This window comes from Huijunlia imazamoxiresistens, assembly GCF_037132455.1.
Lineage (GTDB): Bacteria > Bacteroidota > Bacteroidia > Chitinophagales > Chitinophagaceae > Flavisolibacter > Flavisolibacter imazamoxiresistens.
Genome location: NZ_JBBBEI010000009.1, coordinates 95178 through 112744, shown reverse-complemented (window position 1 = coordinate 112744; position 17567 = coordinate 95178). Strand labels below are relative to the sequence as shown.

The window sequence follows — 17567 nt, the reverse complement described above, 5'->3', positions numbered from 1 at the left end:
TCTGAATACGTGTTTTGTTGCGCTATTTGACCGGGGAAACGCCAGTAGTGGTTTGCACTATTTTTTTGATGGTGCCATCGGGGTTGTAGTATAGGTAATCGACGCAGATGGAGCGCCGGTAACTGCCGCCGGAAGCCAAGGCCCCGTTGTGGTAAAAGAAATAGGACTTCCCTTTATAATCCACAATACCCGGGTGCGTGGTAAAGCTGTTGGGTACGTTGTCCTGGAGAATACCCCGGTACGTCCAGGGGCCTGCCGGGTTCGTTGCGGTACAATACTCGATCCTTTCCGCCTTGTCGCCTTTGCTGGCATAAACCAGGTAATACAACCCCTTCCGTTTGTATACCCAGGGGCCTTCAATATAATTCAGGGGTTTGAAAGCGGTGATGGGGCCATCCAGCTCGATCATGTTTTCTTTCAGCTTCACCCATTTGCAACTGCCGTTGCCCCAGAATAAATAAGCCTGCCCGTCATCATCCACAAACACGGTGGGGTCGATATCGTCCCAGCCATGCTTCATATCGGTGGTCATTTCATTGGTGACCAGCGCTTTTCCTATAGCATCTGTAAAAGGGCCGGTCGGCCGGTCCGAAACCGCCACGCCGATGGCGGCCCCGCCGCCGCTGACGCTGTCTTTTTTATGAAAGGTGGAAACGAACCAGTAAAACTTCCCGTTGCGGTAAATGCATTGCGCGGCATAAGCATCGCCCGTGGCCCAGGCAAAGGTGTTGGGCGAAAGCAGGGCGCCGTGGTCTTTCCAGTTCACCATATCGGTAGAGGAAAACACGTGCCAGTCGGGCATTTTATAATTGGTGGCGGTTACCGAAGCGGTGTCATGCCCCGTGTACAGAAACACCGTATCCTGGTAAACGATCGGGGAAGGATCGGCCGTGAAAATGTGCTGGATAACCGGGTTCTGCGCCTGCAGGTGTACCTGGGCACAGAGGGCGGTTGCGATGGTCAGAAGTATTCTTTTCATTGCTCAATTAAATTGACTGTTCTTTTCGTTTTTGGCGGTCATCTATTTTTGGCGGAAGGACTGCAGTCTTTCTACGGCCCTGCCGGGTGCCCGTAAAGCTATTGCAGGCACCCGCAAGGGAGGGGTTCATTTGTTGAAATTTATGGAACAAATGCTATCGGCCTGTGCCGGCCTGGAGGGTAACCCGGATCATCTTTAAATCTTTAGTGGCCGAACTGTTGCCATACCAAAGTTCATATTCGCCCGGGGTTACGGTCATTTTCAACGACTGTTCATCATAGAATTCAAAAGAGGAATAAGGCAGCTGAATTTCAGCGCGGGCACTTTTGCCGGCAGCAACCTGGATTCGTTGAAAAGCTCTTAAGGTTCTTACCGGGCCGTTTGCATCGCCCACTTTTTTGATATACACCTGCACGATTTCGGTTCCATCGCGTTTCCCCGTATTGGCAACGGGAACGGTCAGCACGGCCTCTTCCTCTTTTTTGATACTGCTTTTATTGATGTGGGCTGCGCCGATGCGGAAACCGGTATAGCTCAATCCATATCCAAACGGGAAAAGCGGGGCGGATTCGAGGTAGCGGTAGGTTCTTCCCTTCATGGAATAGTCTTCAAAGCCGGCCAGCTGTGTGGTGTCTTTGTAAAAGGTAATGGGCAGCTTGCCGGAAGGATTATAATCGCCAAACAACACTTCCGCAACGGCCTGTCCGCCGGATTCGCCCCCGTACCAGGCCTGCAGGATCGCATCGCAGCTTTCCGTTTCCGGCACCAGGCCAATGGCGGAACCCGAGCAGTTCACGAAAACCACCTTTTTCCCGGCAGCTTTTAATGCTTTCAGGCAATTCCGCTGCACTTCGGGAAGCTGGATATCCGTACGGTCGCCGTCTTTAAAGCCGGGGAACGTCACCGGCATTTCCTCCCCTTCCAGCAAGGTGGAAAGACCGCCCGCAAATACCACCACGTCCACCCCTTTGAGCTTATCCACCAGCCCGCTGAAATCGATATCCACCTCTTTGCCGAAATCAAACTCGATATTGGCCTGCCAGTTATTCAACTGGGCAAACCTTATTTCGATCTTATATTTTTTACCGCTTTCCACCGGGTACGGGATCCGGGTAGGCAGCGTGCGCCAGTTATTGAAACTCCGGACCACTGTTCCGTTTACCAGCAACTGGAAGGAACCGGTGGCCCCGCACTTAAAAACGATTTCTTCTGTTTCGTTTGCGGTAAACTCCGTTTCGTAAACGGCCGAAAAGTTTTCCAGCGGAACACCGGAGGCAAATTCATGCTGGCCGGCGGTGGTGAGTTTGATCGGGTTGGCTATTTGTTCGGTAAGGACGCTTTCCCCTTTGCTGTCCCGGTTATTCCAGTAAGTGGCTTGAAACCCCTTTTTCCCGTTAAACGAAGCCCGGGGAAAATAGCTTTGCGTGATTTTATTCTCTACCAGGTCGCAGGCCTTATCATACAACACCCGGTTGCCCGGCAGTTTGGAGGTGATCCCCTCCAGGATGCTGATCGTCCGGACGGGCTTGCCATTATAGTTGCCCCACAGCATGGGCTCATTATCGGCATTGGGGCCGATCACGGCTATTTTCTTCCCTGAGGGGCTTAACGGCAGCACGTTCGCCTTATTTTGCAGCAGTGTCATGGACCGGAGCGCCATATCCAAAGCGAGCTTTCTGTGCTCGTCGTTATTGATTACCGACACAGGGATATGAGCAAAGGGAACAATCTTGTCGTCATCCATATCGCCCAGGTCAAACCTTCCCATTAATACACGCATCAAATGCTTATCCACCTCCGTTTCGGTGATCAAACCCCTGGAAATGGCTTCCGGTATATCCTTGTAGGCATAGCCTTCCCAGACACATTCCACATCGGTGCCCGCCTGCACCCCTTTTGCCGCCGCATGGACGGCGTCGGAGGAGGTTTTATGGCTGGTATAAAAATCAGTGATGGCGCCGCAGTCGGAAACAACGATATGCTTGAATCCCCATTCATCGCGGAGGATGGTTTGCAGCAGGCGGTTGTTGCCGCAACAGGGTTCGTCGTCCAGCCGCTGGTAAGCACACATCACCTGGCGCACGTCCGCCTCTTTTACCAGTGCCTTAAATGCCGGCAGGTACGTTTCCCACAGGTCGCGGTTGCGCACATTATTGAGATTAAGGGTATGCCTGCTCCATTCCGGCCCCGAATGAACCGCGTAATGTTTGGCGCAGGCCAAAAGCTTTTTGTACCGGGCATCTTTCGGGCCCTGCAATCCGTTCACCACCGACACCCCCATGCGGGAGGTCAGGTACGGGTCCTCGCCATAGGTTTCCTGGCCACGGCCCCAGCGCGGATCCCTGAAGATGTTTACGTTAGGCGTCCAGACAGAAAGGCTGAGAAAGCGCCGGTTCTCTTTCCCGCTCCGGATGGCCTCATGATACCGGGCGCGGACTTCGTCGGAAGTGGCGTTAAAGATCTTATACACCAGTTCATCGTCAAACGAAGCGGCCATCCCTATAGGCTCGGGGAAGACGGTTACGTTTTCATTATTCGCCAATCCATGCAAGGCTTCGCTCCACCAGTTGAACTTTTTGATGCCCAGGCGCGGTATGGCAGGGGACTGGTCGAACATCAGCGATGCTTTTTCCGCCAGGGTCAACCGGGAGACCAGGTCTTTGGCCCGTTCCCCGGAGCTCAGTTGAGGGTTTTGAAAGGGCAGTTCCTGGCCAAAGCCGGACAGGGAAAACAGGATGCCCAACTGGAAACAAAAAAGCTTTAAACCCGACTTATGGTACATTATTTTCAATTTATTGTTGGCCCTTTTTTACATCAGTTATTCAGCCATTTATTTTGCTTCATCCATAGGAATAAAGGCTCCATCCAGCCCGGGTGCCGGAAAACAAAGCCATGGCCGCCCTTGGGGTAAACATGCATTTCCACGTCAACACCCTGGTGCCGCAGCTTTTCAAAATAAGCAATGGCGTTATCAACATCCACCAGTTTGTCATCGGCCGCATGGGTGAGGTAAGCGGGCGGCGTGCGGGCGGTCACCTGCAATTCGTTGGAGAACAGGTCCACCGTTTCCCGGGACGGTTGGCGGCCCAGCAGGTTGCGGCGGGAATCGGCATGCGTCAGGCTGTCCTGCATGCTGATGACGGGGTATACCAGGATCTGGAAGTCGGGCCGCAGCGGGGTGTTGCGGCTGTTGTCCACCAGGGCTTTTTCGAACCGGGTGGCAGCGGTTGCCGCCAGGTGGCCGCCGGCAGAAAAGCCCATGATGCCTATTTTATCCGCCTGCACGCCCCACCGGGCCGCATTTTCCCGTACCAGCTTGATGGCCTGCTGTACGTCCTGCAGGGGGCCGATCGCTTTATCCACCATCGTTGCATCATCGGGAAGGCGGTATTTCAGCACGAAAGCGGCCACGCCGTTGCGGGCGAATTCTTTTGCCGTAGCAATGCCTTCGCCCTGGTAAACGATCACCTTATAGCCGCCGCCCGGGCAGATGATGACCGCCGCCCCCGAGGACTTTTCCTTTGGGGGCAGGTACACCTCCAGTGTGGGGGTGGTGACACGGGTGTACATCCCCGAAGGGGGCAGGCTCCCCTCCTCCCTGGCTGTGGTCACCTTGGAATTGGGGATGCTGCCCGGGTAAAGGTTCAGGATCTCCTGTGCGCCCCCCGCCAAAGGCAATAAAAACAACAACAGGGAGAAAATACGTACTGCTTTCATTCTTTGAGGATTTAGTCATGGAAAATCAGGCCGGCAAATTGCCGCAGCGACCTGCGCCAGGTTTGCCACTCGTGTGCCGTGCCCGGGGATTCATAATACACATGCCGGATCCCGGCTTTTTCCAAAGCTTCGTGGAAGTTTTTCACGCCGCTATACATGCGTTCGGGCTCGGTGGTGCCGATACTGAGGTAAACCAGTTTCACTTTTTTGTTAAAGGCGTCGGGGGCCGCCCAGGCGCCGTTGTAGAGCTGTGTGATGTCGCTTCCCGGCTGCAAGAAAGCCGCGCCGCTGAACCCGCCGATGTAGGCGAATTTATCCAGGTTGGTCATGGTCGTCTGGAAGGTCTGGAAGCCGCCCATGGAAAGGCCTGCCATGGCGCGATGTTGCCGGTCGGCGAGGGTCCGGAAGTTCTTGTCCACCATGGGAATGATTTCTTTGACCAGCACTTCGGGGAACACATTCCCGGCCAAGCTTCGGGGAGCCGCGCCGGCGCCGGCCGTTGCCGCCCGCGTGGGGTCGGTGGCATATCCCCGGTCCATCACCACCAGCATGGGCGCCGCTTTTCCTTCGGCGATGAGGTTATCCAGGATCAGGTCCATCTTTCCCTGGTTGTACCAGCCGGTTTCATCTTCCCCCGAACCGTGTTGCAGGTACAGCACCGGGTATTTTTTCTTCAGGTTCTCATCGTAGCCGGGAGGCGTATAGATAAAAGCCCTTCTCCACGCTTTGGTGATATCCGAATAATAATTCACCATCCGTACCTGGCCGTGGGGAACATTTTTGATGGAATAAAAATCGCCGTCCTTGTCCGGGATATCGATCCCGCTGGCCATCCTGCCCATGCCGTAATAGGTTTTGCCGGCGGGGTCCACCACGGCAACGCCGTCGATCAGCAGGGAATAATAATGAAAGCCTTCCACCACGGGGTCGGTGGTCGTCACCCAATACCCGCCGGTGTCCCGCACCATGTCGTATTTTTTCATCAGGTCGATTTGCACTTTCTGTGCGTCCGGGGCTTTTACACGGAACATTACCCGGTTGCCGGGCAATAGGCGGGGGTACTGTATTCCCGGGATATTGGTGGATGCCGGCTGCCCTTCAGGGGCGGCATCTGCTGTTGCGGCGTTTTGGGCCTGCGCGAGCTGTCCCCACAGGCAGGCAGCGGCAAGGGCAGGCAATAGCTGTTTCATCATTTTTCTGATTTAGTTTGGCGGATAAAAAGTTCGGACAAGCGTAAAAGTATTCGGAAGGGGAAACCGGGAAGGGCACATTGGTTAAAATCTATGGAACAATGGTTTTCCTGTGCGGGTATCTGGAAAGACCAGCCAACGCCCGTAAAAAAAGCCCCCCGTTTCCACAGGGGGCGCTGAAGCGTTTAGGACGCCGGCTTCCTAAAGAGCGAATAAAGTGCAGGTCGCCTGCCCGTCAATGCAGGTCCCGCGCCACCTCCGACCCGGAGCAACCGCGCAAAATATCCATATCCGCACCCAGGTGGGCCTGCTGAACATGGTCAATATACAATTTTACATACCCCCTGCTTGCCAGCGGCTCGGGAGCCACCCAGACCGCCTTGCGCCGGGCTAGTTCTTCCGCGCTGATATCCAGGTGCAGCCTCCTGCCTTCCACGTCCAGCTCAATCATATCGCCATCCTGCACCAGTGCCAGGGTGCCGCCAACGGACGATTCGGGCGATACATGCAGCACCACCGTCCCGGCGGCCGTTCCGCTCATCCTGCCGTCCGAGATACGCACCATATCCTGGACGCCTTTCTTCAGCAGTTTTTCCGGCAGGTCCACATTGCCCACCTCCGGCATGCCCGGGTATCCCTTTGGCCCCACGCCCTTCAATACAATGACCGAGTTTTCATCTATATCCAGGTCCGGATCATCTATTCGCTGGTGATAGTCTTCCATGCTTTCGAAAACCACCGCCGGCCCCCGGTGCTTCATCAGCTTTGCCGAAGCCGCCGAAGGCTTTATGATGGCGCCGTCTTCACAGAGGTTTCCCTTCAGCACCGCAATGCCGGCCTCTTGTTGAAACGGTTTGTCCACGGAGGTGATCACATCGAGGTTATAGCAGGTGTTGACGGCATTGTTCTCACCGATCTTTTTTCCATTCACGGTAAGGGCATCGTTGTGCAGGTAATTTTTTAATTCCTTCAGCACCACCGGCAATCCGCCGGCGTAATAAAAGTCTTCCATCAAATATTTGCCCGCCGGCTTGAGGTTCACCAGCAAGGGGACCTTGCTGCCTATTTTGTCAAAATCCTCCAGGTTCAGCTCCACGCCCATCCTGCCGGCGATGGCCAGCAGGTGAATGATAAAGTTGGTGGAACCGCCCACCGCCGCATTGACGACGATCGCATTTTCAAACGCCCGGCGCGTCAGGATCCTGGAAATGGTCAGGTCTTCCTTCACCATTTCCACGATCCTTCTGCCGGTGAGCTGCGCCAGTACTTTTTTACGGGAATCAACGGCAGGGATAGCGGCCGCTCCCGGCAAGGTTAAGCCCAGGGCTTCCACCATGCAGGCCATCGTAGAGGCAGTGCCCATGGTCATGCAGTGGCCCTGGCTCCGGGCCACCCCGATCTCCATTTCCAGTATATCGGCCTCGGAATAATTCCCTACTTTTTGTTTCTCCTTGATCGCCCAGTTGAACGAGCCGGAGCCCACGCATTCGCCCCGGAACCGCCCGTTCAGCATGGGCCCGCCGGGAACCACGATGGTGGGCAGGTCCACGCTGCAGGCCCCCATCACCGTAGCCGGCGTAGTTTTATCACAACCCGTAAGCAGCACCACCCCATCCAGCGGGTTGGCGCGGATAGACTCTTCCACGTCCATGCTGGCGAGGTTCCGGAAAAGCATGGTGGTGGGCCGCATGATCGTTTCCCCGAGGGAGGTTACCGGGAATTCCAAAGGAAACCCGCCGGCTTCCACCACCCCTCTTTTTACAATCTCCGCAAAGTCGCGCAGGTGCCCGTTGCAGGGGGTCAGTTCCGACCAGGTATTGCAGATGCCGATGACGGGCCTGCCCCTGAAATAATCGTCCGGGTACCCCTGGTTGCGCAGCCACGACCGGTGCACGAAACCCATTTTATCGGACTTGCCAAACCAGTCATAGCTTCTTAATTTCTTTTCATCCATAATGAGTGCAACTGTATAGTAGAAAATTAGTTGTTTTTTCGTTCCCCGTTTACCAGCCGCCAGATGCCTAAAGGATTCTCCTCCTTCAATTCTTCCGGCAACAGGCTTTGCGGGAAATCCTGGTAGCAGACCGGGCGGGTAAAGCGGTGGATGGCCAGGGTGCCTACCGAGGAGGACCGGCCGTCGGTGGTGGCCGGGTAAGGCCCCCCATGCACCATGGCGGCACAAACCTCCACGCCGGTGGGATACCCGTTGATCAATACCCTGCCCACCTTTTGTTCCAGGATGGACACCAGTTGAGCGTACTCCGCCAGGTCTTCTTCCGTACCATGGATCGTAGCGGTCAGATGTCCCCGCAACCGCCTGGCCGCCTGCAGTAATTCATCCTTATTGCCGGCTGTAAGCACAAGGGTGGAAGGTCCGAATACCTCTTCTTCCAGTTCGTGTTGTTGCAGGAAGGCGGCGGCGGTGGCATGAAGCAGGCTGGGGGTTCCCCTGTATCCTGCTCCTTCCTGTTTGCCTTTCGCCAGCACCGTCACCCCTTCTAGAGCGCTGACCTTTTCCAGCCCCCTGTGGTAATTGTTCCGGATGCCGGAGGAGAGCATGACGCCGGCGGAAAGCTCGGTTACGTGCCGGGACAAACGTTCCCGGAATGCCTGTTCCTGCCCGGATTGCTCGGTAAAGACCAGGCCGGGATTGGTACAGAATTGCCCGACGCCCAGGGTTACGGAAGCCGAGAGGTCCCGGGCGATCTTTTCTCCTTTTTCCTTTAAGATGCGGGGGAGGATAAACACAGGGTTGGAGCTCCCCATCTCCGCGTAAACGGGAATCGGTTCGGGTCGTTTATTCGCTTCGTCCAACAGGGCCCGCCCCCCCGCGAACGAACCGGTAAAGCCAATCGCTTTAATGAGGGGGTGCCGTACGATCGCCAGTCCGACAGCCGTACTTTTTCCCTGGACCATCGAAAAGGTCCCTTCCGGCATATGGGTCCGGATAGCGGCGCTTTGGATGGCCCGGCCTGCCAGCTCGCAGGTTCCCGGGTGGGCGGGATGGGCTTTAAAGACCACCGGGCAGCCGGCAGCCAGGGCCGCCACCGTATCGCCGCCGGCCACGGAAAAAGCCAGCGGAAAATTGGAGGCGCCGAATACCCCCACAGGGCCCAGGGCTTTCTGCATGCTGCGGATATCCGGTTTGGGAAGGGGCCTGCGCTCCGGGTCGGCCCGGTCGATCCGGGCATCTACCCAGGAGCCTTCCCGGAGCAATTGGGCAAAAAGCCGCAACTGTCCTGCCGTTCTTCCCCGCTCCCCGGTTAACCGGGCTTCGGGCAAGCCGCTTTCTTCCATCGCCCGGAGGATGAGCTGGTGGTCCAATGCCAGGAGTTCCTCCGCTATGGCCTCCAGGAACGCGGCCCTTTCCTTGCCGGTTTTGTTCCGGTAGAGCGGGAAGGCCTCGTCGGCCTTTTGAATAGCTTCGTTGATTTCCCTTTCCGAGGCTTCATAGAAGGCGGGTTCGATCCGGTTGCCGGTGGCCGGGTCTTCTCCAAAGAACGGGGCATGGCTTTCGTTGGAAAGCGTGCTGCCGATGATATTTTTTCCAGTCAGTTCCATATTATTTAACGGTATTAACCAGCGTGCCTATATTTTGGATGGTAATGCGGATCTCATCTTCCTGTTGCAACGTGAAATCAGAAGAAGGAACGATGCCCGTGCCGGTCATCACCAGGCAGCCGTGCGGAAACGAGGTTTCCCGGTAAAGGTAGGATACCAGTTCCTCGAACCGGCGCTTGATCTGGTTGATGGCGATCGCGCCCTCGAACACGAGGTGGCCCTGCCGGAGTATCTGCATCTGGATTTGGGTGTCGGAAGGAAGGGGCTCCTCGGTTACGTAAATGCAGGGACCGATGGCCGCACTGCCGTCATAGGTTTTCGCCTGGGGAAGGTAGAGCGGGTTTTCGCCTTCAATGCTTCGGGAACTCATGTCATTGCCTACCGTGTAGCCGATGATCTTTCCCGAAGAAGTTACCGCAAGGGTCAATTCCGGCTCCGGCACATCCCAGGTGGAATCTTTCCGGATGTTTACTTTTCCGCCGGGTCCTACGGCACGGTGAGGGGTGGATTTGAAAAAGATCTCGGGGCGCTCGGCTTCATATACGCGGGCATAAAACTCGCTGCCGCCGGTGTTTTTGGATTCTTCCTGCCGGCCCACTTTGCTCCGGTAATACGTAACGCCGCAGGCCCATATTTCCTGGCTTTGCAGGGGCGCCTGTATCTCGGTTTGCGTTAATTTTTTTGCTTCCGGGTCCGCCTCCAACTCCCCAATAGCCTTTTCCAGCTTGGCATGCAGCTGGTCGTCATTTACATAAGCATCCCAGCTCTTGTCCTGGATCAGGTAATAATGGTCCAGTTTTTCCACGACGATTCCCTTTTTCGTTTTATACAGTTTCATATGCGTGTTTTATAGAGTTTAAAAAGCTATGCATGTTTTTCCGCAGCAGCGACCCCGGCCCGTTCCGGTGCTTTCGGGCGTTTGCTCCGGTTTTTTTCCTTTACCGCGATCATGGTAATAAAAGCCGATAACAAAACGGAGCCGGCCATGAATAAATAGGAGGCGCCGAACCCGCCGGTGGTTCCATTGAGATAACCGACCACATAGGAGCCGGAAAAGGACCCCAGGGCGCCGAAGCTGTTGATCAGGGCCAGGGCGCCCCCCACCACGTTCGCGGGCAATAGTTCCGGGATGATAGCAAAGAAGGGCCCGTAAGGCGCGTACATGGTGGTGCCTGCAATAACGAGCAACACAAACGATAACCAGAAATTACCGGTTCCCACCAGGTAGGAACCATAGAAAGCAAGGGCGGCAATCAAAAGCAGGGGCCACACAAACGCTTTCCTGTTTAAGAGCTTATCGGAGAAATAAGAGGCGATGATCATACCCGCTATGGCAAAAACATAGGGGACGGAAGCCAGCCAGCCCGTGGTTACGATATTCATATCCGGCGCTGCCTTTATAATGGAAGGAAGCCACATGACAAAGCCGTATACGCCGATGCTCCAGAGCCCATACTGCAGGCACAGTAAAAGAACCGCTTTGGTCCGGAATGCGGCGGCATAGTTTTTAACGGGCCGGATACCTTTCTGCTCGAGCTGCAATTGCGTTTCCAGGCCCTGCTGCTCGTGCGGCTTCAGCCATTTTGCCTGTCCCGGCCGGTCCTCCACCAGCCGCCACCAGAAGGCTGCCCAGATCACGGCAGGGATCCCTTCCCAGATGAACATGCCCCTCCAGCCCACCGCATCGATCAAATACCCCGATACGATGGACATCCAGAGCATGGTGGCGGGGTTGCCCAGGATCAGGAACGTATTCGCCCGGGAACGTTCCGATTTCGTAAACCACCGGCTCAATAAGATAAGCATGGCCGGAAATACGGCGCTTTCCACCACGCCGAGCAGGAAGCGGATGAACAGCAATACCGTTACATTGCTGATAAGGCCGGTAGCCGTGGCGCATAACCCCCACAGGATCAGGGACCAGAAGATCAGCGTTCGGGCACTGCTCCGGGAGGCATAGTACGCCCCGGGGATCTGGAAAAAGAAATAGCCCAGGAAAAACAGGGACGCCAGTAAAGAAGCCAGGGCCGGGGTGATGTTCAGGTCCTCCCCCATTTTGCCTGCAGCGGCAAATCCGAAATTGGCCCGGTCCAGGTAGGCCAGGCTATAGGTGATGAAAACAACCGGCACCAGGCGGTACCAGCGGGCAGGGGCAATCGTTTTTTCCATAAAGGCATCAGAAAAGACCCCATGTAAAAACAGGAGGTCTTTATGTTTGGTGAGGTGAAAAATGATGATTTATTCCTACAGCAATTTATTCCAAATTTCGGTACGGCCACAACGGGCCCGCAAAGAATCAGGGCGTATCCCAGAACACCCGGGTCACCAGGTCGTCCTTTCCTCCCATGCTGGCTACGGCCGTTTTATAGTGCTCCGTATTCACCGCCGATTCCGATACCGGGTAGGCCATGCGCCGGACAAATCCGCCCTGCAGGTTGCTGTTGAAATTGTTGGGAGCAAGGGCCGGGAACCCGCTTCTGCGGAAATTGGCCCAGGCCTCCAGCCCATTGCCCAGGGAGGCAATCCAGTACTGGGTATTGATCTGCCGGAGGGCATCCGCCTGGTTATACGCGACGGCAGGATGGGCAAGATAGCCGTTTTGCAGGCCGGAAGGGATGGCGGGACTTTGCACATTCGGGTACAAGGCATATTGGTCCATGGAAGCACGCACCCCCGCTTCGTAATATTCCTGTGCGGTTCTGGCGCCTGCCAGCCCCGTAAGCCAGCCCCTGAAAGCGGCTTCTGCCAACAGCAACTGGGTTTGCGCATGGGTAATGTAAAATACCGGCGCCGTTGCATTGCCCACCACGTTGAAATTGACCTGGGAATAGTTTTGCCCCTTACCCACCGGCGGCCGGTATCCCGGATACGAAGACAGGGTGGCATCGCTGTACCCGATGGGAAAACCGTATTGGTTGGCCGTTGTGGTATCCGGGCTGGCATTGGACGGAGCGATCGTCTGGTCCCCGTATTTGGCGGAAATGTATTTTAACCGGGGATCGGAGGTGGATTTCAACAGGTTCACCAGGGGCTCGGTCAGGTAGTAGTAATACGGGTTGTTGTTGCGGATGGGCGTATTCAGCGGGTTCTCAAAACCTGCTACCGGCTGGTTGGCCGGGGTCAGGTACTTCACCACCGCATCATCGCTGTTGGATTGCATGACGCCTCCCCTGAATGCTTCCTGGGCGATGGAGCGCGCCTTGTTCGGGTCGGACTTGGAATACCGCATTCCCAATCGCAGCAACAGCGAATAGCCCAGCCTTTTCCACGCGTCCACGTTCCCGTTGTAAAACAGGTCGAACTTGTTCCCGTCCTTTGCCGCGTCCAGGGCGGCGGTGGCTTCTTTGAGCTCTTTGTACAGGTCGGCATAAATCTCTTCGTCCTTATCGTATTTCGGGTAGTAGACGCCCGCCAGGTAAGCTTTGCCGGCTTCCGAATACGGCACATCGCCATAAGCGTCCACGAGGGTCATGTAGTTGCAGGCCCTCCAGATCCGGGCCTGCTGGTACAGGTTGCTCCGGGACGCGTCGTCCTTTACCAGGCTGATGATGTGCTCGAGGTGTTTGATGGGCCCTGAATAGGTGTTGTTAAACCGGTTGCGGTTATGGATATCGGCATTTAAGTTAAACTGGAAGCCGGCGGTGGTGCCCAGGTTATAGGCATTGACAAATTGCTGGGCAATGGTGGATTCCCCCTCCCAGCTTCCGGGTTCGGTCAGCCGTTGCGCATTCGAAAATAAGTAGCCGGGGTCCACGTTGATGACGGCGGCGGGGTTGGTGTTTATTTGTTCAAAATCCTTGTCACAACCTGCCAGCGACAGCAGGACAAAGGAGAGCAGGGTAAGACGATTCATGCGTTTCATAAACCACAGTTTAAAGTTTTACATTGAGGTTAAGGCCGTACGTACGGGTGGTAGGCAGAGAAGCCGCTTCGTAGCCCACCCGGAAATCGCCGCTCGATTGTACCGCTTCCGGGTCAATATCCGGCGTGTGCTTTTTAAGGATCAGCACATTGCGGCAGTAAGCGGACAGCACCAGCCCCTTAATGTATTTGGTGCCTACGAGGTTCGAGAAGTCGTGCGTCAGGGTTATATTCCGCAGCTTGATAAAGTCGGATTTGAAAATAAAAGGATCCGCTATTTGCAGGTTGCGGTAGTCGGCATAGAATGCCTGGCCAAAAACCGCGGTGGTATTGGGTTTGCCGGCTTCCGGCCCGCTTTGGTAGACGCCCGGGAATACGACGCCGCTCTCCCCTTCGCGGCGGCCGACCAGGGAGGCCCTGGAATGGCCCTGCCGTAAAGCGTTCAGGGCAGTGGAAGACAGCAGCTTGCCGCCCGCCTTGTAGTCGACCTGCACATGAAGGCTTATTGTTTTATAACGGAAGGTATTATTCCACCCGCCGGTGTATTTGGGCAGGGCGCTTCCGTGCAGCACATTGGTGGTGGTGGCCCGCAGGCGGCCATCCGCGCCTACCAGGATGTTGCCCTGGTCATCCCGTAAATAGGTCCTCGAAGAGATCTGGTTCAAGGGCTTGCCTACCTCGTACACCAGCGAGCCGATAAACTCATTGCCGCCCGACCAGTCGGCAACGGTGGTGCGGGTGGTGCCCGGGGTCAGGGCCAGCACCTTGGTGGTATTATAGGCGGTATTGAAGGCGCTGTTCCAACTAAAGTGAGTCGTTTTAACGGGCGTCAGGTCCAGCAGGAATTCCAGGCCGCGGTTTTGCAGGGAGCCGAAGTTAATGGTCGTGCCGTTATAGCCCGAGGCAATGGAATTGGTGATGGTGACGATCTGGTCCCTGGTCTGTTTATCATAAGCCGCCACGTCAAGGTTCACCTTGCCGTTAAACATTTTTAACTGGATCCCTACTTCCTTTTCCCGTACGCCAAAGGGCCGGATATTGGGATTGGGGTTATTGGTGTTGTTGATGGTGGCCAGGGTATAGCCGTTGAAAGGCTGCTGCAAAAAGCCGTACGTCAGCATGCCGCTGAAGATGCCGATCCCGTTTTCACTGCCCACGTCGGCATAGGAAAACCGCAGCTTTCCGAAATTCAGCCACGACCGGTCTTTGAGCAATTCGGTAAACACAAAGCTGCCGCCTACGGAAGGATAGAAATAACTGTTGCTTTTGGGGTTTAAAACGGAAAACCAGTCGTTGCGGCCACTCAGGTTGATAAAGGCGAGGTTCTTATAACCCAGTTCCGCAACGCCATACAAAGAGTTGATCTGTCTTCTGCCGATGCCATAGCTCTGGTTGCGGACCGTACCGTTTTCAATGGTATACAGGTCCCTTACCACAAAGGCGGTGGCATCCTGGCTGAAGGTGCGGCCGTGTTCGGTAAATACGTTCCCGCCGAAGCTGGCATCCACCGAAAAATCCCCCACCTTATGGTTGCCGCCCAGCAGGAAGTCGTAATTCATTTGCCGCTGATTGCCTTCGCTTACCGTATAGGTGCCGTTATAGGTGGTTTTCTTGTCCGTATAATAAGCGCCGTTGGCGGGGCTGCCGGTGCCGGTGGGGCTGTTTTGTTCGGTAAAGTCCACCAGGTTGTCCATGTTTACCCGGCCCTGGAGGTACAGCCAGTCAAAGAACTGGTAGCGCAACGTAGCCGTACCCAGCAGGCGGTCCCTGCGGTTGGTAAAGAATTGCCGGGGCATCACCCAATAAGGGTTGATCAGGGTTTGCGCAAACCCGGTCGTTTGGGTTTCGATGCCGGCGGCATTCACCGCTTTTTGTTCAAAGACGTTCAGGGGTACGGTGGGTGACGTCCGGATAATAAAGTTCATCGCACCAATGCCCTGGACGCCCACCTGCGGCGGGTTGACGTTCTTTTCATTGGCGTAATTGATATTAACCTGGGCGGTTAATTTTTCGCCTATGTTTTGGTTGACACCCAGGTTAAAGATCTTCTTATGGTAATCGTTGTTGGGCGTGATTCCCTTCACGTCCTGGTTGGTATACGAAGCCCGGAAGCTTCCCTTAGCATTACCGCTGGAAAGGGCGATCGTATTGGTAAAGGAGCTTCCTGTCCGGAAAAATTGCTTCAGGCGGTTGCGGTGGGGCTCGTAGGGCCGGGATTCCCCGTCAAACTGCACGGTAGGCTTGCCGTCGTAGCGTTCCCCCCAGCCAAATTGCCCGGAATTGACGGCAGCGCCCTGGTTGGCGGGCCGCACCCCGTTGACCCCCTGCCCGTATTCGTACTGGAAATCGGTCAGGTCCAGCACCTCGTCCGACGCATAGCTGGAAGTGAAATCAATGCCCAAGCCGGAATTTTTACTGCCGTTTTTGGTGGTGATGATAATCGCCCCGTTCGCGGCCCGGGAACCATAAAGAGCGGCGGCCGTAGCCCCTTTCAGTACCGTCATGCTTTCGATGTCATCGGGGTTGATCATCTGCAGGTTATCGCCCAGGTCGCGGTTGGGGCCGTCGGCATTGGTACCCCTGGCGCCCAGGTCCATGGGAAGGCCGTTGATCACGATCAGGGGCGAATTGTTGGCCCCTGCAAAGGCCACCTGTCCCCGCAGGCGGATCTTATTACTCGCACCCGCGCCGGCGGAAGGGGGCGAAATATCCAGGCCGGCGATTTTACCTTCCAGCGCACTGGTAAAGTTGGTCGTGCGGCTTTGCTGGACCTCGTTCATTTTTACGGTTTCCGCCGAATAGGCCAGTTTCCTGGATTCCCGCTTCATGCCCAAAGCGGTGACCACCACGTTTTCCAGGTTCCTGGTTTCGTTTACCAGGGCCACGGTTACCGACTGGCGTCCCTTCAGCGCCACCTCCTGGGTGGCATAACCCACATTGGAGAAAACCAGCACATCGCTTTCCGAGGCCTTGATGCTGAACTTCCCGGCCTCATTGGTCACCGTAGCAAGGGAGGTGCCTTTTACCTGCACCGATACGCTGCCGATCGGCTTTTTTGCGCCATCGGTAACGGTGCCGGAAATGGTTTGGGAAAAAGCGGCAGCCGAGAAGAGTAACAGGGAACATAATAAAAACAGGTGGTTTAGGGCAGCAGGGGCCCGGTAGAGTTTCTTCATATGTGCAAGGCTTTTTGTTCGTGAATCGCCGGTTCGGAAAAGTGCATTTCCTTTTGCCGGCAGTACAAAGTATCTGAACATTGAGAGGAAAAACTTCCAAAAAAATGCGGCGAAGGATTTTGTACAAGCTGGTAATCTTTTCTTAGTAATATCGCTGCAGGAAAGCCGGGAACCCCGGAAATTAACGATTGCATGAACCAGTACACTGTCACAAAAGGCTGTAAAGAGCTTTATGCTTTTCCCTACATCATTGAATTTGCTTCCAGAAAGATCAGCATCATCCAATTCGATTCTTTAAAGAAAGAAGCATCGGAATTTATCCGCTTTTATTATATCATGGAAGGCCGGTTCAACTGGATGATCCAGGAACAGCACTATATCCTGTACCCGGGCGACCTGGCCGTTATTTTACCCGGGCAGGTCTTTGGCGGGGAAAAGGATTTTTTGGATATAGGCGCCGTTTCCTGGATGCACCTGGAGCTGCAACAGCTGCAGCGAAACGGCAAAGTGGTGATGGGCGAATGGAGCGGTCTTACCGAAAGCGAAAGCAGGACCATCGGAAGGATCCTGCAACTGAATAATTGCCCGGTACTGTCGAAGCTGAAGGAGGCAGGCATCTTGTTGAAAAACCTGCAGAGCGAACTGGTCAACCAGGAGATCGGTTATGCCACCCGCATCAACCAGCTGATCGACGAACTGTTCATCCTGATAGCCCGCCAGTTAACCCGGGAGAATGATTCCCGCAGGGACTTCCCCCAAACCTTCCTGAAGTTGGAACAGGCGCTGCGCGAAGACCTTTCCCACCAATGGACGGTGGAGGAAATGGCGGCCCTGGTGGGCCTGGGCATGACGGCCTTTTCCGAAAAGGTAAAGCGCCTGACAGGCTTTTCGCCCCTGAACTACCTCATCAACATCCGCATTTCGGAAGCGATCAAATTACTGAAGCGCCCCGACGTGCAGGTGACCGACATAGCGATGGATGTAGGCTTTTATTCATCACAGCATTTTGCCACTACGTTTAAAAAACTGACGGGCTATACGCCCAGTGCGTTCCGGAAGAAAAACACCCCATCCGCTAATTAA

The 17567-nt window shown here is 55.3% G+C and carries 11 protein-coding genes; 1 reads left to right on the top strand and 10 read right to left on the bottom strand.

Features of this window, described 5'->3' with window-relative positions; translation table 11 throughout:
• Positions 1-22: 22 nt before the first annotated feature.
• The 10 genes from V9K67_RS13060 to V9K67_RS13015 all read right to left on the bottom strand — a co-directional run bounded on the left by V9K67_RS13060 (position 23) and on the right by V9K67_RS13015 (position 16484).
• Entirely contained in the window at positions 23-979 is a 957-nt protein-coding gene (locus tag V9K67_RS13060) for a glycoside hydrolase family 43 protein (RefSeq protein ID WP_336723134.1), read from the bottom strand.
• Between the two features lie 154 nt (positions 980-1133).
• Entirely contained in the window at positions 1134-3761 is a 2628-nt protein-coding gene (gene xyl3A / locus V9K67_RS13055) for a xylan 1,4-beta-xylosidase (protein WP_336723132.1), read from the bottom strand.
• 32 nt (positions 3762-3793) lie between these two features.
• The gene (locus V9K67_RS13050) at positions 3794-4696 is read right to left on the bottom strand and encodes an alpha/beta hydrolase (protein WP_336723129.1); all 903 of its coding nucleotides are present in this window, start codon (positions 4694-4696) and stop codon (positions 3794-3796) included.
• An 11-nt stretch (positions 4697-4707) separates the two neighbouring features.
• Positions 4708-5889: an alpha/beta hydrolase-fold protein gene (locus tag V9K67_RS13045; RefSeq protein ID WP_336723126.1), complete on the bottom strand. Its 1182-nt coding sequence runs from the start codon at positions 5887-5889 to the stop codon at positions 4708-4710.
• Between the two features lie 232 nt (positions 5890-6121).
• Positions 6122-7840, bottom strand: a complete 1719-nt coding sequence (locus V9K67_RS13040; protein WP_336723123.1) for an IlvD/Edd family dehydratase — start codon at positions 7838-7840, stop codon at positions 6122-6124.
• Between the two features lie 26 nt (positions 7841-7866).
• Positions 7867-9447, bottom strand: a complete 1581-nt coding sequence (locus tag V9K67_RS13035; RefSeq protein WP_336723120.1) for an aldehyde dehydrogenase (NADP(+)) — start codon at positions 9445-9447, stop codon at positions 7867-7869.
• 1 nt (position 9448) lies between these two features.
• The gene (locus V9K67_RS13030; RefSeq protein WP_336723118.1) at positions 9449-10285 is read right to left on the bottom strand and encodes a fumarylacetoacetate hydrolase family protein; all 837 of its coding nucleotides are present in this window, start codon (positions 10283-10285) and stop codon (positions 9449-9451) included.
• 26 nt (positions 10286-10311) lie between these two features.
• A complete protein-coding gene (locus tag V9K67_RS13025) occupies positions 10312-11616 on the bottom strand; it encodes an MFS transporter (protein ID WP_336723116.1) in 1305 nt (434 codons plus the stop codon).
• A gap of 127 nt (positions 11617-11743) precedes the next feature.
• On the bottom strand, positions 11744-13309 hold the full coding sequence (locus tag V9K67_RS13020; RefSeq protein WP_336723115.1) for a SusD/RagB family nutrient-binding outer membrane lipoprotein: 1566 nt from the start codon (positions 13307-13309) through the stop codon (positions 11744-11746).
• A 10-nt stretch (positions 13310-13319) separates the two neighbouring features.
• Complete coding sequence (locus tag V9K67_RS13015; RefSeq protein WP_336723113.1) at positions 13320-16484, bottom strand: SusC/RagA family TonB-linked outer membrane protein; 3165 nt, start codon at positions 16482-16484, stop codon at positions 13320-13322.
• Positions 16485-16676: 192 nt separating this feature from the next.
• Here V9K67_RS13015 and V9K67_RS13010 point away from each other — a divergent pair, with 192 nt between their 5' ends.
• Entirely contained in the window at positions 16677-17567 is an 891-nt protein-coding gene (locus V9K67_RS13010) for a helix-turn-helix domain-containing protein (protein ID WP_336723111.1), read from the top strand.